We start from the raw sequence: 20751 nt of genomic DNA, 5'->3' as shown, positions 1-20751 counted from the left end.
CCACTTTTTTAGGAAAGGAGAGACAGCGACGTGACGTATGCATGGCGGAGAGCCTTTACGCTTGTGCTGACGGTGCTGCTGGTCCTGATGATGACCTTTGCCGTCTTTCGGATCATTCCGGGGAATCCGGCTTTGACCATTCTCGGAATGGAGGCGGACGAGGCGCAGGTGGCCGCGCTTGAGGCGAAGCTGGGCACCGACCGTCCGCTCGGCGAGCAATTTGCGAGCTGGCTCGGAGGCGTTGTATCGGGCGATCTTGGCGAATCGCTCAAGTTCTCAAGGCCGGTCGGGGAGCTGATTTTGGACCGGCTGCCGGTGACGGCATCGCTCGCGGTGCTGTCCATGGCGATAACGATCGTCATCGCCGTGCCGCTCGGCATTGCGGCGGCCAAGTCCCAGCGCCGGGCGTCCGGCTGGTGGATTTCGCTGCTCAGTCAGCTCGGACTGGCCGTTCCGTCGTTTTGGCTCGGCATTTTGCTCGTGCTGCTGTTCGCTTTGACCTTCCACTGGTTTCCGGCCGGAGGCTACGTTCGGTGGTCGGAGTCGCCGCTTGAGGCGCTGCGCTCCTTGTTCCTGCCTGCGCTGGCCGTAGCGATCCCGCAGGTTGCCGTCGTGGTGCGCTACCTGCGAACGACGATGCTGGAGCAGCTCAAGCAGGACTACGTCCGAACCGGCTACAGCAAGGGACTGAAAGAACAGGCAGTGCTGTACAAGCACGTACTGAAAAACGCGCTCATCCCCGTCGTCACGGTGATGGGGATGATTTTTGCCGACGTGCTGGGCGGCAGTCTGGTGGTGGAGCAGGTGTTTGCGCTGCCCGGGCTCGGGCGGCTGCTTGTTTCCTCGATCGGCGCCCGTGATTTTCCGCTTGTGCAGGGGATGATTTTATTCACGGCCGTAACGGTGATTGCGATCAATTTTGCCGTCGATATGCTGTACCGGGTGCTGGACCCGAGAATTCGGTTGAAGTAGGAGAAGAGCGGAATGACACGAAATCGGAACGTTCATTTGCTCGTGGGGGGCGCACTGATCGGCGCGATGCTGGCGCTCATGCTGGTTAGCTGGCTGTATGTTCCTTACGACGTCAATAGCATGAATCCGGCCGGCCGGTTTCTCGCTCCCGGGGCGAAGCACCTGCTCGGAACGGACAATTTCGGACGGGACATTTTAAGCCGGGTGATGACGGCTTCCCGGACCGCCTTTCAGGTCGGCTTCCTGACCGTTCTGATCGGCGCGGCCGGGGGGCTGCTCGTCGGAGCCGCCGCCGGTTATGTCGGCGGTTGGCTGGACGAAGCGCTGATGCGGCTGATGGACGCGATGATGGCGTTCCCCGGGCTGCTGCTGGCGCTCATGCTGGTCGCGGTGTTTCAGCCGAACCTGACCAATACGATTGTGGCGATCGGCCTGATGGCCGTGCCCGGGTTTGCCCGCATCGTTCGCAGCGGGTTCGTGCAGTACAAGGAGATGGATTTTGTGAAGGCGGCGCGAGGCATCGGGGCCGGTCCGCTCTCCATTGTGTTCCGCCACATTTTTCCGAACATTTTGTCGCCGTTCATCGTGGCGGCCACGATGAGCTTCTCGGGGGCGATTCTCGCGGAAGCCGGGCTGAGCTACCTCGGGCTCGGCATTCAGCCTCCCGACCCGAGTTGGGGACGCATGCTGAACGAGGCCCAGAGCTATATTGCGAAAGCGCCGTGGTACACGCTGGCGCCGGGGCTTATGATCACGATGACCGTGCTCGGCTTCAATCTGCTCGGCGACGGGCTGCGCGATTGGAACGACCCGAAACGATGAAGGGGGAACGTACCATGGCCAGAGGAAAAGAAACGCCTCTCTTGAGGCTGGACGAGCTGCATATCGAGCTTCCGACCCGTCAGGGCATGCGCGCCGTGCTCGAAGGGGTATCGCTATCGGTCGGGCGGGGGGAAATCGTCGGCATCGTGGGAGAATCGGGCTGCGGCAAAAGCATCACGGCTCAAGCCGTGATGGGACTGCTGCCTGCCGGCGCCCGCATTGCGGGCGGGGCGATCGACTACGCCGGCGCCGAGCTGACACGGTTGTCGCCGGAGGCGATGCGCAGACTGCGTGGCAGAGAGATTGCGATGGTGTTCCAGGACCCGATGACCTCGCTCAATCCGGTATTTACGGTCGGAGAACAGCTGATGGAAGGGCCGCGTTTGCACTTGGCGATGTCCCGTAAAGACGCGTATAATCATAGCATAGGCATGCTGGAAAAAGTTGGGTTGGCCCGCGCGGAGCAGTTGATGCGCGAATATCCCCACCGGTTGTCCGGCGGGATGCGGCAGCGGGTCATGATTGCGATGGCGCTGGCGTGCCGTCCGAAGCTGCTGATCGCCGACGAGCCGACGACGGCGCTCGATGTGACGGTGCAGGCGCAAATTTTGGAGCTGCTGCGGGACTTGAACCGGACGGAAGGCACGTCGGTGCTGTTGATCTCGCACGACCTCGGCGTCATCTCGGAAATGTGCAGCCGCGTGTCCGTCATGTACGCCGGGCAGGTGGCGGAGACGGCCCCGGCAGCGGAGCTGTTCCGGTCGCCCGCCCATCCGTACACGGCCGGCTTGCTGCGGTCGATCCCTTCGCCGGACAAGCGGAACGAGGCGCTGTACGCGATCCCCGGTCGCGTGCCTCCGCCGGAGGAGCGCTCCGGAGGCTGTCCGTTCGCGGCCCGGTGCGACCGTGCCGTTGCGGCCTGCTCCGGCGTTAGGCCGGCGAGCCGCTTGATCGCGGACCGGCACGAGGTCCGCTGCTTGCTTGCCGAGGAAGGGAGGCCGTTCGTCCGTGAGTATCAGCTCGCTTGAACCGCTGGTGGCGATCGACCGGCTGACGAAGCGCTACCCGGCCGCCGCAGGCTTCGGAAAGCCCAAGGCATGGGTAAACGCCGTGAACGGCGTCTCCTTCAATATCCGCAGCGGCGAGACGCTCGGCCTCGTCGGAGAAAGCGGCTGCGGCAAGTCGACGACCGGCCAACTGCTTGCAAGGCTGATGGAGCCGACCTCCGGGTCCATCCGCTTTCGCGGACGGGAGCTGACAACGCTGCGGGGCCGCGAAATACGGGAGATGCGGAAGCACATTCAGCTGATCTTTCAAGACCCGTACGCGTCGCTCAATCCGCGGCATACGATCGGCTCGATTCTGGAGGAACCGCTTCGCGTCCACCGGAGCGGATCGCTTGCCGAGCGTAGGCAGCAGGCTCGCGACATGCTGGAGACGGTAGGGCTGGACCGCAGCTACGCCTCCCGGTATCCTCACGAATTGAGCGGCGGCCAGCGTCAGCGCATCGGCATCGCCCGGGCGCTTATGCTTCGCCCGTCCTTCGTCGTGGCGGACGAGCCGGTGTCCGCGCTCGACGTATCGGTGCAGTCGCAAATTTTGAATCTGCTCAAGGAACTGCAGCGGCACTTCGCGCTGACTACACTGTTCGTTTCGCACGATTTGAACGTTGTGCAGTACATGAGCGACCGGGTCGCCGTTATGTATCTGGGCACGCTTGTCGAGCTCGCGCCGGCCGAAGCTTTATTTCGCGGTGCGGTCCATCCGTACACGCGGGCACTGCTTTCGGCGATCCCGTCCGTCCGTGACGGGGAGCGGCGCGAACGCATCGTGCTCCGCGGCGAGGTGCCGAGCCCGCTTCATCCGCCTGCGGGCTGCCCGTTTCACACGCGCTGCCCGCAGGCGGCGGCGGAATGCGCCCTCGTGCTGCCGGACTGGAAGCCTGTCGGCCTGGACCATTACGCTCGCTGCCTGCTGATTTAAGCAGCATTGCATCGGATCGGCGGGGCGAAGCTTGCAGAAGCCGCCATCGCCATCCGGCCCGCTCAAGCCTACAGGAGAACGAGGAGGGAATCGTTTTGAACATCGGCATTTTGTCGGATTTGCATATCGATACCAATAACCCCGGCTGCTCTGTTTCAGTCGAGGACGCGCTCTGCGAAGCGGCGCTTGCGCAGAAGGTGGATCTGTTGCTGATCGGCGGAGACATCTCCAACAACAGCGCCACGACGCTGAAGACGCTCAGGTACATCCGGGAACGGCTGTCCATTCCGTGCTTGTTCGTCCCGGGCAATCACGATCTGTGGAATATCCATGATCCGGAACGTACGGCTTGGGATTCGTACCGCGAGCTGCAGGCGTACGAAGGGAACCTCGCGAACGGCGCCTACATGATTAATGAAGAATGGGCCGTCGTCGGAGATATCGGTTGGTACGATTACTCGTTCGGCGCAGACCGCTACACGAAGGAGGAGTTTGACCAGATGTCGCTCGGCGAGCGGACATGGCAGGACAGTCTGTTCGCCCGGTGGGACCGGCCGACGACAGAGGTCTGCGATTATTTCGTGCAGAAGCTGGACAAGCAACTGAGCGAGCTTCGGGACAAGAAGGTCATCGTGATGACCCACGTCCTGCCTCACCGTTATTTTACCGTCCCGAACGCTGGCGAGGTATGGGGCTACTTTAACGCCTTTCTCGGAAGCGAGCAGTACGGGAAGCTGATCGAATCGTATGCCTCCTCTGTGAAGCTGGCCGTCTGCGGCCACGTGCACTACCGGAAGCGGCAAACCTTCGGCGGCACGCTGTACGTATGCAGCTGTCTCGGCTATACCCGGGAATGGTCGAATCCGGGAGATGCGCAGACCGAGGTTGCGAAGGCATTGTCCGTGATCGAGCTGGCCTCTCTTGAGGATCGAAGCCCACTGAATGCATAATTGATCCGTCCATTTTACAAAGGAAGCACCTCTTACGGCGAAAGCGGTCGGAGGCGCTTCTTTTTTCGTTCTTCCGGAATAGGATGCAGTACGCTTCGGGTACTACGCAAAGTTAGTACTACCCGCTTTGTCGAATCCGCGTACAATATGGTTTAAGACCAGGTGCTAAGAACTAATCGCAAAAAACACAAAGCACCGACGGAGGGAATGGCTATGGTATTGATAAAATGGTTGGCCCGAATCGTACTCAACCTGTTCTTTCAAGCGAGATTCAGCGGTTTGGAAAAGCTCGACTTCCGCAAACCGACCATTCTGATTCCGAATCATCTGTCGCTGATCGACGCGGCGCTGCTGGCTACGCGGCTGCCGGAGGAAGTGACGTTCGTCGTGAACACGCGCATTGCCAAGCGGTTCGCCCCGTTGATCCGGCTGCGCAAGCATATCGCCGTCGATCCGATGAATCCGTACTCCGTGAAGCAGATGGTCAAGACGGTACAGAAAGGGGCCCCGCTCCTCGTATTCCCGGAAGGGCGCATCAATACCGCGAGCGGCGGCTCGCTGATGAAAATATATAGCGGCGTCGGCTACATTGCGCTCCGCACGGGCGCGACGCTGTACCCGATTGCCTTGAACGGCCCAGAACGGTCGAAATTTTCTTACCTGAAGCATAAAATTCGGCAGGTGTGGTTCCCCAAGGTGACCGTGCAGATCGGCGATCCGTTTACCTTGGATTACGACCGCAGCCAGTCGATGAAATCGCAAAAGGAACGCGCTGCGGCGCAAATCCAGAAGAAGCTGGAAGCCGAGCTGGTGAGCAGCCGGGTGAAGACAGGAATCAACCTGTTCAACGAACTGCTGACCGCCGCCAAGCATCACGGCTACAACTTCCCGGTGTGCGAGGATTTGAGCCAGACGTTTACTTATAAAAAGCTATTAACCGCTTCTTACGTCTTTGCCAGAAAGCTTGCGGCCGAACTGAAAGACGAGCCGGGTGTCGCTGTCCTGCTGCCGAATTCCGCCGCCCATCTGCTTGTTTTGTTCGCGCTGTTCAAGCTTGACAAACGGCCGGCGATTCTCAACTTTTCGGCCGGTGAAACTAACATGCGCATCGCCTGCGAAACCGCTTCCGTCCGCACGATTCTAACTTCCAGACAGTTTGTCGACAAAGGAAAGCTGACGCCGGTGATCGAAAGTCTCGGCCACAAGTACCGCGTGCTGTATTTGGAAGACATGAAGGACACGCTTCGTATGAGCGATAAGCTGTCCGGTTTCGCGGACTTCCTGCTCAAGCGGAAGGCGACGGTGAACAATACCGAGATCGTGCTCTTCACCTCCGGCAGTGAAAGCGTCCCGAAAGGGGTCGTGCTGGACCATGCGAACCTGTATGCAAACATGCAGCAGACGCATACGGTGATGGACATTAACGCCCGGGACGTCTTTTTCAACGCGATGCCGATGTTCCACAGCCTTGGGCTGCTGGTGACAGTGCTTCCGGTGCTGAACGGCGTGAAGGTGTTTCTGTACCCGAGCCCGCTTCATTACAAGGTCATTCCGGAGCTGGCCTACGATCGAAATGCGACGTTTCTGTTTGGCACCTCGACGTTCCTGGCGGCGTACGGCAAAGCGGCGCATCCGTACGATTTTCAATCGCTTCGCTGCGTGATCGCCGGAGCCGAGAAGCTGAAGGACGAAGTCCGGCAGCTGTGGGTCGACAAGTTCCATGTGTGCCCGGTGGAAGGCTACGGCACGACGGAAGCGTCGCCGGTCGTGGCGATGAACACCCGGATGTGGCACCGCAAAGGCACGGTCGGCCAATTGCTCCCGGGCATCGCATATAAGCTGGAGCCGGTGCCGGGGCTGGAAGGCGGCAAGCTGCTGATTCAGGGACCAAACTTAATGAAGGGCTACCTGCTCCACGAAGAGGGCTTCAAGCCGTGCCCCGAATGGTACGATACCGGAGACGTGGTGAAGATTGACGAAGACGGCTTCGTGACGATCGTGAGCCGGGTGAAGCGGTTCGCGAAAATCGGCGGCGAGATGGTGTCCTTGAACCAGGTGGAGGAGATGGCAACAAGCTGCTATAGGGATGCGAATGTAGCCGCAGTCAGCTTGCCGGACAGCCGCAAAGGCGAGCGCATTATTCTGTTCGTGACGCAAGAAGAGCATCAGATTCAGACGATCAAACAATTCGTAAAGGATCACGGGCATTCTCAACTCATGACCCCGTCCAAGCTGGTGCGGGTCGAGAAGCTGCCGATTCTGGGCAGCGGCAAGCCGGATTATGTGGCACTCAAAAAGCTGGCCGAAGAGCCGGCGGCAGACGAAGGAGCGAACGCCGTATGAACCTATGGGAAAAACTCAAACTCAAGCCGATCCATGCACTGCTCGTCTCGCAATTTTGGAGCGCGTTCGCCGATAACGCTATTTTGTTCGCGATCATTGAGATGCTGCGAGCCAAGGCGTATCCCGAATCGTATATCGGCAATGTGCAGCAAGCCTTTTTGTTCGCTTACGTCGTTCTGGCGCCGTTCGTCGGCAGCTTCGCGGATAAGCATCCGAAGTCAGTCGTGCTGCTGATCGGCAACGCGCTGAAAGCGCTCGGGATCGTTGGTCTGCTGCTCGGTCTCGAGCCTGCCTTAAGCTACGCCGTAATTGGAATCGGCGCAGCCGTGTACAGTCCGGCGAAGTACGGCATCCTCGGCGAAATTTTGAGCCGTTCCGCGACGGATGCGAAGCAGCTCGATTCTGAGCTGCTCAAGGCGAATGCCAAGATCGAGGGTTATACGATCATTGCCATTTTGGCCGGTACGGTGGGCGGAGGCATTCTGGCGAAGCAGTCGCTGACGGTGTGCATCGTCGCCTGTCTGCTGCTGTACGTGACCGCGCTGCTTTTGTCGCTTTCGATTCCGAGGGTGGTGGGGAACCCGAACATTCATTACATCAAAGATTCGATCTTGTTCTTTAAAGATATCGCCGAGCTGTTCCGGGACCGGACGGCCCGCTATTGCCTGATCGGCACCGGCTCATTTTGGTTGACGTCGTCGGTGATTCGCGTGGCGGTTATCGCCTGGATTCCGCTGCATCTCGGCATTCACGGGGTCGATCAGATTTCGATGCTGATTGCGGTTACGGCGATCGGCATTATGGTCGGAGCCCTGGCCGCTCCCAAGCTGATCCCGGCGCACAAGTACTTGAACTCTTATCTGTACGGCGTCGTGATGGTTATACTCATTCTCGTTTTCCCGATGCTGAGCAATTTGTACGTGACGGTGTTCATCTTGCTGGCGGTCGGTTTTGCCGGCGGTGTCTACGTCGTACCGCTGAATTCGGTGCTGCAGAAGGTAGGCAACCCGAAGATCGGAGCAGGCAAAACGATTGCCGTGCAAAACTTGTTCGAGAACATCCTGATGTTCGCGGGCGTGCGGGCGTATACGCAGGCGACCGCTGCGGGAACAAGCGTGGAGACGTCGATTTACGGCGTCGGGCTGGTGCTGGCGCTGTTCGTACTGTATCTGGTGTTCCAGGCCGTGATGCTGAAGCGGAAAAGCGCCGGAGTTGCCGATTCCCGCGTATAATCCCCGCATTCGTAAGCGCAAGAAAGACCGGACCCCACCGCCTGGCAGGATCCGGTCTTTCTTGCGCTTAGCGTCCCGGCAGCGGGGCCGCGCCGTACGGATAAGTATACTGAAGCGGTTCGTCAAACGTGATGTAGTCGAGATTAACCATCAGCAGCAAATAGCGCATGCCGGTTTTGGGGTCGCTGATGATGATGTGGTCGCGGCCGGCGGCTTCCAGACGCCCTTTGAAAATTTTGGCGTTCCACTGGGTGTTGTTCTCATACGTCATATACAGCGTAGCGATTTTGCCCAAATTGAGCCGCAAAATGTTTTCGATGAAGGACTGCTCCATCGGCAGCTGCCCCGGGGTGGTCGGCGCGGCCGCCGTCGGTACCGGCTGTCCTGCAGCAGTAATCGTAGAGCCTGCCGGAATCATCGGCGGCACTGCTTGCGCAGTAGGCTGGCCGTAGCCGGGGCTGGGGTAACCGGCGCCATAAGGAGTCGGTACTGCTTTGGTCGGATTGCTATACATCGCTTTATAAAGCCTCCTTCAAACTTCGCTTGATTTGGGTTTCGACTGGGCTGGAGCACACCATTCATACTATGGTGTGGGCGAATGTTTGGTGACGGATTTTTTATGGGAATTCCTCGTCCTTTCGTATACGGATGCAAAAAGAGCCCTCGATTCACAAGGGCTCTTCCTGAACTAAAAATCAATATGATCCGGGTCCGGACCGAAGCGACGGTCTTGGTTCAGGCCGTTCAGACGCGCTATATCATCGTCGGACAAGGTGAAGTTGAAGACGTCGATGTTTTCGCGGATGCGGCTTTCGCGAATGGACTTCGGAATGGTGACCACCCCGTTCTGCAAATCCCAACGGAGAATGATCTGCGCTGGCGTTTTGCCGTATTTGTCCGCAAGCTCGCTCAGCAGCGGCATATCGAGATTACCCTGCATCAGCGGACTCCAAGCTTCAAGCTGGATCTTGTGTTCCTTGCAGAACGTCCGCAGCTCCTGCTGAATCAGAAGCGGATGGAATTCGACTTGGTTAACCGCAGGGACGATTTCGCTATCCTGCAGCAAATCCTCCAGATGGTGCACTTTGAAATTGCTGACGCCGATCGCCCGGACGACTCCGTCCTTATACAGCTTTTCGAGCGCTTTCCACGTTTCCTTATATTTGCCCTTCACTGGCCAGTGAACGAGGTACAGGTCGATGACCTCAAGCTGCAGCTTCCGCCGGCTTTCCTCGAAAGCCCGAAGCGTGCTGTCATAGCCTTGATCTGCGTTCCATACTTTCGTCGTGACGAACAACTGGTCGCGCGGAATGCTGCTGGCTTGAATCGCTTGGCCTACCCCGGCTTCGTTGCCGTAGACGGCAGCCGTATCAATGGAGCGGTAACCGGCTTCCAGCGCATGCTGCACGGCTTGGACGACCTCGTCGCCTTCCTTGGTTTTCCAGACGCCCAGTCCGAGCCATGGCATGCGGACGCCGTTGTTCAACACCGTAGTGTCGCTGTTTCGCTGAATCTCGGTCATGTTCAAATTCCCTCCCTGGACAAATTTCATTCTATTTCATGATAACACAACCGGCTGCGGAACGAAAAATTGCGGTCCGGATCACGTGGGATGAAGGATGCTGATGAATCACCACTATTAATGAAGTAGAAAGCTTCTCGAGCGGTGGTGATTTTGGTTTGCCGCCAAGCCTTCTTCCTCGAAGGGTTTCGTTTGAAGAAATGATTTACAAATAAAACCTAATTTAATATAATTAGCCATGCATAATCATTTATTACTCAATACTTTTGTATTAAACCATCCTTCATGTTATAAAATATTACATAAAATGATTTGCAGCTTGGGGAATTCAAAAAATAATAATCGCATTGGAGAGCTTATCTTTGGATTTGGGAGGTGTTTCATGTATTTGACGGAACGCGAGAAAGAGAAGCTGCTCGTCACCGTGGCGGCCGATGTGGCCCGGCGGCGGCTGGCGCGCGGCGTAAAGCTGAACTACCCGGAAAGTGTGGCGCTCATTACCTCCGAGATCATGGAAGGAGCGCGCGACGGGAAGACGGTAGCGCAATTGATGCAGTACGGAACGACGGTGCTCCGGGCGGAGCAGGTGATGGAAGGCGTGCCGGAGATGATTCACGAGGTACAGGTGGAGGTGACGTTTCCGGACGGGACGAAGCTGGTTACTGTCCATCAGCCGATTCGGAAAGGCTAACCGTTGATAACCAATGGGTTACCGTTCATTCATGCGACATATGGAGCGGCTTTCGTGTGCAGCGCAGGAAAGCCGGTGCAGAGAGGTGAGCGTCTATGGTACCGGGTGAATACCAGATCAAACCGGGATCGATCAAGCTGAACGAAGGAAAAGAAAAGTCGGACCTCGTCGTTGTGAATACGGGGGACCGGCCGGTGCAGGTCGGATCTCATTATCATTTTTTTGAAGTTAACCGGGCGCTTTCGTTCGACCGGGTGCACGCTTTCGGGATGCGGCTCGATATTCCTGCCGGCACGGCGGTCCGCTTCGAGCCGGGCGAAGAGAAGAAGGTGCGGCTTACCGAGCTTGGGGGCGAGCGTTTGTCCTACGGGTTGAACGGCTTGTCCCGGGGCGCCGTTCGGCGCGGCGTTCTCCCGGAGCCGGTTCGCATCCGGCTGGCCGAATGGGAAGGAGGAGCTTAACCGTGGCAGAGATGGACCGTAAATCGTACGCCCTCATGTTCGGACCGACCGTCGGCGATCAGGTGCGTCTGGCCGATACGGACTTATGGGCTGAAATCGAGTATGACTTTACCGTTTATGGAGAGGAGTGCAAATTCGGCGGCGGCAAGGTCATCCGCGACGGGATGGGTCAGTCGTCGCGCCATACGCGGGACCAGGGCGTGCTGGACACGCTAATTACGAATGCCGTCATTATCGACCACGGCGGGATCGTCAAAGCGGATATCGGCATCAAGGACGGAATCATCGTCGGCATCGGGAAGGCGGGGAACCCGGACATTATGGACGGCGTACATCCGGGCATGATTGCCGGAGCATCGACGGAAGTCATCGCGGGCGAAGGCAAGATCGTCACGGCCGGGGGCATCGATACGCATATCCATTATATATGTCCGCAGCAGATCGAGACGGCGCTGTCGTCCGGCGTAACGACGATGATCGGCGGCGGTACGGGCCCGGCGGCAGGCTCGAGCGCGACGACGTGCACCCCCGGCGCATGGCATATGCGCCGGATGCTTGAGGCGGCGGAGGCGTTCCCGATGAACCTCGGGTTCACGGGCAAAGGCAACGCCGCATTCCTGGAACCGCTCGCGGAGCAAGTCGAGGCGGGGGCCATCGGGCTGAAGCTGCACGAGGATTGGGGGACGACACCGGCGGCCATCGACGCTTGCCTCGCTGTAGCCGACCGCTACGACGTGCAGGTGACGATTCATACGGATACGCTGAACGAGTCCGGGTTTGTCGAAGATACGATTCGTGCGATCGGCGGGCGTACGATTCATACCTATCACACGGAAGGCGCCGGAGGAGGGCATGCGCCCGACATTATCCGCATCGCTTCCGAGCTTAACGTTCTGCCGTCGTCGACGAATCCGACCCGGCCGTATACGATCAACACCGTCGAAGAGCATCTCGACATGCTGATGGTCTGCCATCATCTCGACAGTCGCATCCCGGAAGACGTGGCGTTTGCGGATTCCCGCATCCGTCCCGAAACGATCGCGGCGGAAGATATTTTACACGACCTTGGCGTCTTCAGCATGATTAGCTCCGATTCGCAAGCGATGGGCCGGGTAGGGGAAGTGATTACCCGGACATGGCAGACGGCGGACAAGATGAAGAAGCAGCGCGGGCATTTGCCTGCGCCCGATGGCCCGGGTCCGGCCAGCGATACACCGGATAACGATAATTTCCGCATCAAACGCTACATTGCGAAATATACGATCAATCCAGCGCTGACTCATGGCATCGCGCATCTGGTCGGCTCGGTCGAAATCGGCAAGCTGGCCGATCTCGTCGTATGGAGCCCCGCCTTTTTCGGGGTGAAGCCCGACATGGTGCTCAAGGGCGGCATCATTGCTTACGCCCAGATGGGCGATCCGAACGCTTCAATCCCGACGCCGCAGCCCGTGTTCGGCCGGCCGATGTTCGGCGCTTTCGGACGGGCACTGCGGCACAGCATCATGTTCGTTTCACAGGCGGCTTACGATAACGGCGTTCACCTTGAGCTGGGGCTGTTGAAGCGGATCGAGCCGGTCCGCAATTGCCGCAGCGTGACGAAGAAGGATATGATCCACAACGGAGAAACGCCGGGCATTGAAGTCGATCCGGAAACATATGAGGTGAAGGTGGACGGGCAGTCGGTCACCTGCGAGCCGGCCAGCGTGCTGCCGATGGCGCAGCGGTATTTTTTGTTCTGAATGCAATCGTTAGGAGGCGGCCGCGCCATGGAGCACACCACAGATTTTTCTTGGCTTGCCTATACGCAGCTATTGGACTCGGCGGTGCCGATCGGAGGGTTTTCCCACTCGTTCGGTCTGGAGACGCTGGTGCAGGACGGCCGGATCGAAAGGCCGGATCAGCTAAAAGATTATATGTTAGCGATGCTGTTTCACAGCTGGGCGCCGGTCGATGCCTTGGCCGTCAAAGCGGTGTACTGCTACGCTCCCAGCGAGCGATGGGAGGAGCTGTGGCTTGTCGACCGGACACAGCATGTGCAGCGGGCATCTGCCGAGACGCGGGAAGGCGTGGCCAAAATGGGCCGCAGGCTGCTCCAGCTTGCCCGCGCCATATACCCGCAGCTGGAGTGGGGGCCGCTGGCTGAGGCAATGCGGGACGGGCGATGCGTCGGCACCCATCCGCTCGTCCATGGCTGGATCAGCCTGCAGCTTGGCGTGCCGCTGCCGGCAGCCGCCGAAGGATACTTGTACACATGCGTAACGACCGGCATCAACAGCGGCTTGCGCCTGATGTCGCTTGGTCAAACCGACGGCCAACGGCTGCTTGCCGCGCTACTTCCTTCCATCCGGGAGGCGTGGCTGCGCTTTGCTCATTTGGACCCGTTGGAGGACGGTTTTTCCAGCACGCCGCAGGCGGAAATCGCCATGATGCGGCACGAAGGGCTTTATTCGCGGCTGTTCATGTCGTAGAGTCAGAATTCTTTTTATCATAACCTTATTTTCTAAACAAAGGAGGGCTTTAACCATGTGTCAAGGAGGAACGCATCATCACCATCATTGGGAAACGCCGGAGGATCGTCAGCTCGAACGTCCGATGCGTATCGGAATCGGCGGACCGGTCGGCTCGGGTAAAACAGCGCTTGTGGAACGGCTGGCGCGGAAGCTGAACGGAAAGTACAGCATTGCCGTAATCACCAACGATATTTATACGAAGGAAGACGCGGATATTTTGATACGTTCGGAAGCGCTGCCGGCCGAACGGATTATCGGGGTAGAGACGGGCGGCTGCCCGCATACGGCGATTCGCGAGGACGCCTCGATGAATTTCGAAGCGGTCGAGGAACTGGAGCGCCGCTTTTCGCACCTGGACATCATCTTCATAGAAAGCGGCGGGGACAACCTGGCGGCGGCATTCAGCCCGGAGCTGGTGGACCGGTTTATTTATATCATTGATGTGGCGCAGGGAGAAAAAATTCCGCGCAAAGGCGGGCCCGGCATCATCCGCTCCGATATGCTGGTCATTAACAAAATCGATCTCGCCCCGCACGTTAAGGCTTCCTTGAAGGTCATGGAGGAGGATACGGTAAAAATGCGCGGCGACCGACCGTTCGTCTTCTCCAACTTGTTCGACGGACAAGGGCTCGACGACATCGTGGCTTGGGTCGAGCGAGAATACAGCGATAGCCATGCCTGAAGTGACGGGCTGCATTGACGCGTACTTTTCGGCGGCGGACGGCGTAACACAGCTCAGGAATCATGCGCAATCGTATCCGCTCAAGATTGCGAAGACGTTTCCGTTCGGCGGCGGGCAGCTTGGCGTTTACGTCATGGACGCATCCCCGGGAATTATGGCGGGCGACCGATACGAGCTGACATGGCGGTTCGGAGAGGATACGAACGTTCATGTGACCAACCAGTCCTACACAAAGGTGCATCCGTCGCACAAAACGGGTTGGGATGTCCCTCGTCCGAGCGCACAGCTGCAAAGGCTCGAGCTCCGACAGGGAGCTTACGTGGAATATATGCCGGAGCCGCTGATGCTGTACCAGGCCGCTTCGTTTTGCAACGAGACGATCGTCGAGCTGGAGCCGGGCTCATCCTTGGTGCTGAGCGAAATCGTCTGCCCAGGCCGGACGCATCGCGGCGAACGGTTTCATTATGCCCGTTACCAAAACACGTTATCGGTCCGCCGCGACGACGAGCTGATCTTCAGCGCCAGACAGCGGGTGGAGCCGCAGCTTGAGACGCCGCGTTCCATGGCCCGCTGGGATCTTTATACGCATCTGGGGACGCTGTATCTGTTCTCCGACCGGACTGACACAGGGCTTGTGGAAGGGCTGCGCGAGCGGCTGAACGGCTTTGTTCCCGCTTCTGCGGCCGATTCGGAGCTTTACTATGGCGTAAGCTTGACTTACAAGCACGGGCTTGCCGTTTCTGTCCTCGGCTATCGTGTCGGGGATGTCCAAGAGCTGCTGGACGAAGCTTGGCGTTATATCCGTACGGAAGCGTTCGGCAAGGAAGTGTTGAGGGTTCCTAAGTAATTCCAGTCAATGTCTCTGGTCTTAGACGGAAAAAGCAGGGGTTCGCCGCTCCTTGTATTTTCCGATGATATTCAAGAAAATATGCGGTGCATGTCCGGCGTCTCCAAGCGCACAACCGCTCTCGTCCCTTGATGGGGGATTCGACAATATTTTGAACAACGCTATCCTTTGTTGTCAAAAGGTTCGCAGGTTGTTATGATAAAGAGGATCTTTTCAAGAGTGAAGGATATCACAATCATTTTTGAATTCTTCACACAAGGGGGTTGCATAGAGGTGGAAAAACAGGCAGGCTTGGGGATGGGTGTAGAGACGACAAATATTGAAGCGGACGCCGCTGTCAACTCGTCGGCTACGTGGAGAGATTTTGTGAATCTCGCCAAACCCGGCATTTTATTTTCCAACGCGATTACGGCATTTGGCGGCTTTTGGGTCGCTTCCGGCTGGCATATCCAGTGGGATAAATTGATATATATGCTGCTCGGGAGCGTGTTGGTCATGGCGTCCGGCTGCGTGCTGAATAACTATTTGGACCGGGACATGGACAAGAAAATGACCCGGACGCAAAAGCGTGCTACCGCAGTAGGCAGCATTGCTCCGCAGACCGTATTATGGTACGGCATCGTACTCGGCGTTGTCGGCCTTGCAGTGCTGTGGTTCTTGACGAATCCACTTACCGCTCTGCTAAGTTTACTCGGTTTGTTCATTTACGTATGGATTTATACCGCATGGTTTAAGCGTTCATCCGTATGGAGCACGTTCGTCGGCAGCTTTTCCGGCGCGATGCCTACGCTGCTTGGCTACTGCGCCGTTCAGGGACAGATCGATGCCGCGGGGCTTATTCTGTACGGCATTATGTTTCTGTGGCAGCCGCCGCATTTCTGGGCGCTTGGCATTCGCCGGATGGAAGAATACCGCGCAGCCGGCTTCCCGCTTCTGCCGGTAGTCAAAGGAACGTACATTACCAAGATGGCGATGATTCGTTATATCGTACTGCTTGTGCCCGTTTCGCTTTTGCTGTACTGGCTTGGTTTTGTAGGAGAGCTTTACTTCTTCGCGGCTACGATCATGGGCTTGTACTGGGCGTTCTTGAGCCTCAAAGGGTTCAAAGCGGAAGACGAAGTGCAATGGGCCAAAAAAATGTTTATTTACTCCATTAACTATTTGACCTTGCTGTATATCATCATGGTCATCAGCACCACTCCTTTACCTTAAGGTATTTGCGAACGGTGCAGCACGGTGGATGACAATCCCTTGGCTCCGGCCTTGGGATTTATTTTTTGAACAATGGGAAGGTGAGCGATGAAATGCAGAAAACCGGTTTTAAAATCGTCGTCATGGTGCTGTTGGTTGGTTTGATCGCAACATTGGCTTATATGCTGATGAAAGGTCCGGAGAAAAAAATCGGGGTGCTCAAGAAGGCGCCGGATTTCAAACTGGAAAACCTAGACGGCAAGACGGTAACGATGGCTGATACGGCAGGAAAAGCAAAGCTGATATATTTCTATTTTTCGCATTGCCCTGACGTCTGTCCGCCAACGACCTACAACCTGTCTAAAATTCAGGACGTCTTGGTGAAAAAGGGCATGTTCGGCACAAAGACGGCGCTTCTTTCCATCACATTCGATCCGACGCGGGATACGCCTGAACGGCTTAAGGAATTTTCCGGCCGTTATCATCCGGATTATAAGGGCTGGTATTTCCTGCGCGGCGACGAGGCCTATACGGCGGACCTTGCGAAGAAGTTCGACGTCCTCGTAACCAAAGACCCGAAAACCGGCGATTTTACGCATGCGAACTTATTTTTACTGGTCGACGGTAAAGGCGACGTGCGGACCTACTATTCGGGTAACGACGAAAATATAGATATCGAAGGAATCGCAAACGATTTGATTCAAGTTAGCAAGGAATCCTAGGCAAGCGGCTAAGGCACCGAATTGACATGACTTATTTTACATACATCTTGCTCAATAATGTCGTTCCGCTGACCATCATGATTGCGATAGGCGTCATTTTGTACCGGGCATTCAAGCTCGATATCAGGACGCTTTCCAAATTGAATTTTTACTTATTCTCTCCGGCGCTCGTCTTCAAAATGCTGTATGAATCGTCGCTCTCGCTAGCTGTTCTCGGACAAACGCTGCTGTTTTTCGTCCTGTTTTTTGCCGCGATGTTTCTTTTGATGGAAGTCGTGATCCGTCTGCGGGGATATAAGGGCGGCATGATCCCGGCGATGCGCAACAGCGTTATTTTTTACAACAGCGCGAACTATGCGATTCCGCTTAACCAGCTCGTGTTTGTCGGGGACGCGTTCACCTTGTCGATTCAGATTATCATTATGATGATGCAGAGTCTTCTGCCGAACACATACGGCATATATGCCGTTAATGCTTCTAAGCGCAACGACATGAAGCAGACGCTCCGCACGATCCTGACGCTGCCGGTTATCTACATCATTCCGATCGCGTTTTTGATGAAGGGGCTGGACATTCCTATTCCGGGACCGGTGTATGCTCCGATCAATTATGTATCGGACGCGTTTATTGCAACCGCTCTTTTGACGCTCGGGGTACAATTGGGAAGCATGAAATGGACGTTCAACCTGACGGATGTCATGCTGTCGAACGTGCTGAGGCTCTGTGTGGGCCCGGCCGTCGGATTTCTGATCGTCATGCTAATGGGGATCGAAGGGCTCATGGCGCAGGCGCTTGTGCTGTCCTGCGCGGTGCCGACATCGCTAAGCAGCGTGCTCATCGCCGTCGAATACGACAATGAACCGGAATTTTCGTCGCAGGCGGTGTTTTCCTCAACGATATTTAGCATTTTTACGGTAACGCTGGTTATTTATTTAATAAAATTTATAGGCTAAAACTTCTCAAAGGTCGGGATTATCGGGGGATAAATAATAAACTCCTCCAGCCCGGCCTTTTCCAATTGCTGAATAAGGTACTCGTCTGGCGTGCCTTCGACGCCTGCATAGCCGCGCCGTGTATACATTTGTTCGGCATCCGGAAACGTATCCCGGAGAATGGCGCGTATTTTTTTGCCCGAGGGGTCATTGTCCGTAAACAAGTACACGTCGCGCGTTAAGATCTTTTTCTTCAACTCTTCCAAACGATCCGTATTCAGCGATCCGAAGGTACAAACGATGATGATGTCCTCTGTCAGCAGGCGGCGAAGCCTAGTTTTGTCGTTTTTTCCTTCCACAATGATGGCTATTGACATCGACTGCCTCCGTTCTTGCAATGAATTTCCTTCTTGTAGTATATCCCCTTTTGCTTGAACTTGAGAACTTGAGGACGAGGAGTAAGATGGATACAGAAAACCCGCCGACTGTAATGAACGGCGGGGCAATCTTAGGGAAACTAAGGCCAATCAGTTTACCTTAAAAATGTCTTTCCTTTGGATACAAAAGAAGTTAAAAATTCAGAAAAGCTATTGGCAACAACCTCATATTCCTGATTATCTTCGTATTCATGCTGCAAAAATAGTACTTTTCCAAAGCTGCTATCTTCCAATGACAAAACATAAGTATGTCCGTATTCATCCCCGGCGAACGGTATCTTTTTTCCAAAGTGAATACCTTGTTTTGCATAAACTTCTAACCGCCGTTCGATAGAAAATCCGTATTTTATCGGGAAAAACAAATAACAACATTCATCTGGAGCAGAGTCGTTTCCGTTATATTCCAAATAATAGGACTTAAACTCTGCTGGCAATTTTGTTTCTAAAGTTTTCTCTAAATCATTAAAGTCTAATTCAGTAAGCTCTTGGATGGGCTCTTGACTGCATTTTCTGACAAACGCCATATATTCGTTAAAATCCATATTGTCACCTTTGCTTTACAAGATTCTTACCGAAGCCTTTTCGAGGAAGATACATTCGTTAACAAAAGGGCCGCTGCCCTTGTCTGCGAGAGACAAAAGAAACGGCCCAAGTTCATGGAGAGTGGTTCATGATGTGATAGCAATTAGTTGTTGATGAAGCTTGCTTTGGAGAGCAGGCGTTTCAGCATGGTTGCGGATTGTGCGCGAGTCGCCGTATCGCGGGCGCCCAACGTGTCGTCCGTCATGCCGTCGATGATGCCGGCGTCAATCGCAGTGGCGATTTCGTTCTTCGCCCATACGATTTTGCTTGCGTCTTTGAACTTCGCCAACAGTTGAGTTTGTTTATCAGCCGAGACGTCCGGTTTCGCACTGGCATAGTTCAGAGCGCGTACGACCATAGCCGCCAGCTCTTCGCGGTTGATCGTAGCGTTCGGACGGAACGTTCCGTCTTCGTAGCCGTCAACCAGCTTCGCATTGGCTGCTGCTGCTACAACGCTTGCGTACCACTCGCTAGCTGCAACGTCTTTAAATGTGCTGCTGCCACTGTTCGTATCCAGACCCAGTGCGCGAACAACCAGTGCTGCGAATTCCGCACGGGTGATATTGCGCTCCGGCTGGAATGTCGTGTCGGTTACCCCGTCAACGACAAGTTTGTTAGCCAGCAGTTTGACGTAGCTTTCAGCCCAGTGGCCGTTGATGTCGGAGAATGTTTTATTCATCTCGATCACGGCATAGATGCTGCTGCCGTTGCGTTTCAATGTTGCTTCGCCTTTACCATCCGTCGAAGAAGAGAAGACAGCAGGCACAAAGCTCAGTTTGCCCGTTGTCGGGTTATACAGAACGCCTGTCGCTTTGGACGAATCGACAGCCTTGCTCAGCGGAAGAATCCGGCTGATGTAGTTGTTGCCGAGGTCCAGAGCAGCGGTTTTCTGATCTTTGCCAAGACCGACGATATCGAAATCGACAGCATTGCTGGCTACCGTACCGCCAAGCGCTTTAGCAGCCTTATCTACGCCGTCTTTCGTCGCATCATTTGCTTTCGCGATGGTTACTTTCAGCTTCAGCTCATCCGTCGTTACCGACAGTTTGCTGGCCAAGTCTTGCAGCTTCAGCGCGTTGATCGGAATGCTGTACGAGCCGTTGTTGTTAACGATGACCAGTACCTTCTTGGAATTCGTTACATAATCGACAAGCGCTTTAGCCGGAATCAGAGCGATGTCGCCACTCAGCTTCAGCGTCACTTTGTCGCGGTCCTTGAACGAATTTTTCAGTTGGTCGGCATCAACGGAACCGTCAGAGTTCACGTAGATCGTTTCCGAGCCCCAGATCCCGCCACCACCGCCGCCACCGCCGCCGGAGCAGCAACCGCTATTGCCAGAGTTACCGCCGGTGTTACGTTGAACGGAATCGTAAACAGCACCAGTAATTGTTTTTCCGTCAACCGAGGTGCCAAAAGGCCCTTGTACACGAACATAATCATAGGTGTTGCTCGTTACCGTAAATTTGTAGTTATAGACATTGCTTGTAACATCGTAGTCAACATAAGTGGCGTCAGAAACGTCAAAACGATTTCCGTTCGGGTCAAACGCGTATACGGTAGCATTCACGCTGTAAACATCGGAATACACCGTACCGGTTACCGTGTTGTTGCTTTCAAACTTCAAATCTTTGAATCCCGCAGCGGCAAACGCCAGAACGGGAACCAAAACAGAAATGATAAGCATCAGTACGGTCACTTGTGCTGTCTTTTTAAGCACAGCTGGCTTCATGCAGGGTTCACTCCTATCTTCCTTAACGAATAATGGATTATTGCTATTGCGTTGAACAGGTTTCCTGGACAAATGCATTTTCACCTCCTTCGGCTAGTAATTGATATCATTTAGATGTTTTCGAATCGGACAGAGCCGTTTAT

General features: G+C 55.8%; 21 protein-coding genes. 16 read left to right on the top strand and 5 right to left on the bottom strand.

What is annotated here, in order from left to right:
• Positions 1–30: 30 nt before the first annotated feature.
• From BLO51_RS02530 to lplT, 7 genes are all read left to right on the top strand, one after another.
• The gene (locus BLO51_RS02530) at positions 31–972 is read left to right on the top strand and encodes an ABC transporter permease (RefSeq protein ID WP_090666515.1); all 942 of its coding nucleotides are present in this window, start codon (positions 31–33) and stop codon (positions 970–972) included.
• Between the two features lie 12 nt (positions 973–984).
• Positions 985–1794, top strand: a complete 810-nt coding sequence (locus BLO51_RS02525) for an ABC transporter permease (RefSeq protein WP_090666513.1) — start codon at positions 985–987, stop codon at positions 1792–1794.
• A 14-nt stretch (positions 1795–1808) separates the two neighbouring features.
• Positions 1809–2822 (top strand): ABC transporter ATP-binding protein, encoded by a 1014-nt coding sequence (locus tag BLO51_RS02520; RefSeq protein ID WP_090666511.1) that lies wholly within the window; start codon positions 1809–1811, stop codon positions 2820–2822.
• Positions 2803–3777, top strand: coding sequence for an ABC transporter ATP-binding protein (locus BLO51_RS02515; RefSeq protein WP_090666509.1), 975 nt, complete (start codon positions 2803–2805; stop codon positions 3775–3777). The genes BLO51_RS02520 and BLO51_RS02515 overlap by 20 nt, the downstream gene beginning before the upstream one ends.
• A gap of 95 nt (positions 3778–3872) precedes the next feature.
• Positions 3873–4727 carry a metallophosphoesterase gene (locus tag BLO51_RS02510; protein ID WP_090666507.1) on the top strand — a complete coding sequence of 285 codons (855 nt, stop codon included), beginning with the start codon at positions 3873–3875 and terminating at the stop codon, positions 4725–4727.
• Between the two features lie 213 nt (positions 4728–4940).
• A complete protein-coding gene (locus BLO51_RS02505) occupies positions 4941–7070 on the top strand; it encodes an AMP-binding protein (RefSeq protein ID WP_090666505.1) in 2130 nt (709 codons plus the stop codon).
• Positions 7067–8302 (top strand): lysophospholipid transporter LplT, encoded by a 1236-nt coding sequence (lplT, locus tag BLO51_RS02500; RefSeq protein ID WP_090666503.1) that lies wholly within the window; start codon positions 7067–7069, stop codon positions 8300–8302. Before BLO51_RS02505 ends, lplT begins: the two co-directional genes overlap by 4 nt.
• Positions 8303–8369: 67 nt before the next feature.
• On the opposite strand, the gene gerQ is transcribed toward lplT, so the two are convergent.
• Both gerQ and BLO51_RS02490 read right to left on the bottom strand, forming a co-directional pair.
• Complete coding sequence (gerQ, locus tag BLO51_RS02495) at positions 8370–8816, bottom strand: spore coat protein GerQ (protein WP_090666501.1); 447 nt, start codon at positions 8814–8816, stop codon at positions 8370–8372.
• 174 nt (positions 8817–8990) lie between these two features.
• Positions 8991–9824, bottom strand: coding sequence for an aldo/keto reductase (locus tag BLO51_RS02490; protein ID WP_090666499.1), 834 nt, complete (start codon positions 9822–9824; stop codon positions 8991–8993).
• A gap of 382 nt (positions 9825–10206) precedes the next feature.
• Here BLO51_RS02490 and BLO51_RS02485 point away from each other — a divergent pair, with 382 nt between their 5' ends.
• The 9 genes from BLO51_RS02485 to BLO51_RS02445 all read left to right on the top strand — a co-directional run bounded on the left by BLO51_RS02485 (position 10207) and on the right by BLO51_RS02445 (position 17881).
• Positions 10207–10515, top strand: coding sequence for an urease subunit gamma (locus BLO51_RS02485; RefSeq protein WP_090666497.1), 309 nt, complete (start codon positions 10207–10209; stop codon positions 10513–10515).
• 95 nt (positions 10516–10610) lie between these two features.
• Positions 10611–10976 carry an urease subunit beta gene (locus BLO51_RS02480; RefSeq protein ID WP_090666494.1) on the top strand — a complete coding sequence of 122 codons (366 nt, stop codon included), beginning with the start codon at positions 10611–10613 and terminating at the stop codon, positions 10974–10976.
• Between the two features lie 11 nt (positions 10977–10987).
• Positions 10988–12715, top strand: coding sequence for an urease subunit alpha (gene ureC / locus BLO51_RS02475; protein WP_425415795.1), 1728 nt, complete (start codon positions 10988–10990; stop codon positions 12713–12715).
• A gap of 27 nt (positions 12716–12742) precedes the next feature.
• Positions 12743–13444, top strand: a complete 702-nt coding sequence (locus tag BLO51_RS02470) for an urease accessory protein UreF (protein WP_090666490.1) — start codon at positions 12743–12745, stop codon at positions 13442–13444.
• 55 nt (positions 13445–13499) lie between these two features.
• A complete protein-coding gene (gene ureG, locus BLO51_RS02465; protein ID WP_090666488.1) occupies positions 13500–14168 on the top strand; it encodes an urease accessory protein UreG in 669 nt (222 codons plus the stop codon).
• Entirely contained in the window at positions 14161–15015 is an 855-nt protein-coding gene (locus tag BLO51_RS02460; protein WP_090666486.1) for an urease accessory protein UreD, read from the top strand. The genes ureG and BLO51_RS02460 overlap by 8 nt, the downstream gene beginning before the upstream one ends.
• 273 nt (positions 15016–15288) lie before the next feature.
• The gene (gene cyoE, locus BLO51_RS02455) at positions 15289–16227 is read left to right on the top strand and encodes a heme o synthase (protein ID WP_090666484.1); all 939 of its coding nucleotides are present in this window, start codon (positions 15289–15291) and stop codon (positions 16225–16227) included.
• A gap of 92 nt (positions 16228–16319) precedes the next feature.
• On the top strand, positions 16320–16928 hold the full coding sequence (locus BLO51_RS02450; protein WP_090666482.1) for an SCO family protein: 609 nt from the start codon (positions 16320–16322) through the stop codon (positions 16926–16928).
• A gap of 26 nt (positions 16929–16954) precedes the next feature.
• The gene (locus tag BLO51_RS02445; RefSeq protein WP_090666480.1) at positions 16955–17881 is read left to right on the top strand and encodes an AEC family transporter; all 927 of its coding nucleotides are present in this window, start codon (positions 16955–16957) and stop codon (positions 17879–17881) included.
• Here the strand turns inward: BLO51_RS02445 and BLO51_RS02440 are convergent.
• From BLO51_RS02440 to BLO51_RS02430, 3 genes are all read right to left on the bottom strand, one after another.
• A complete protein-coding gene (locus BLO51_RS02440) occupies positions 17878–18237 on the bottom strand; it encodes a ribonuclease M5 (RefSeq protein WP_090666478.1) in 360 nt (119 codons plus the stop codon). The two genes, BLO51_RS02445 and BLO51_RS02440, sit on opposite strands and share 4 nt — an antisense overlap.
• A gap of 155 nt (positions 18238–18392) precedes the next feature.
• Complete coding sequence (locus BLO51_RS02435; RefSeq protein WP_090666476.1) at positions 18393–18839, bottom strand: SMI1/KNR4 family protein; 447 nt, start codon at positions 18837–18839, stop codon at positions 18393–18395.
• Positions 18840–18982: 143 nt separating this feature from the next.
• On the bottom strand, positions 18983–20608 hold the full coding sequence (locus BLO51_RS02430; protein ID WP_090666475.1) for an S-layer homology domain-containing protein: 1626 nt from the start codon (positions 20606–20608) through the stop codon (positions 18983–18985).
• Between the last annotated feature and the right edge of the window lie 143 nt (positions 20609–20751).

It is taken from the genome of Paenibacillus tianmuensis, assembly GCF_900100345.1.
Taxonomy (GTDB): Bacteria; Bacillota; Bacilli; order Paenibacillales; family NBRC-103111; genus Paenibacillus_G; species Paenibacillus_G tianmuensis.
The sequence above is the reverse complement of the archived record's forward strand: the minus strand, read 5'-3'. Positions and strand labels throughout refer to the sequence as shown.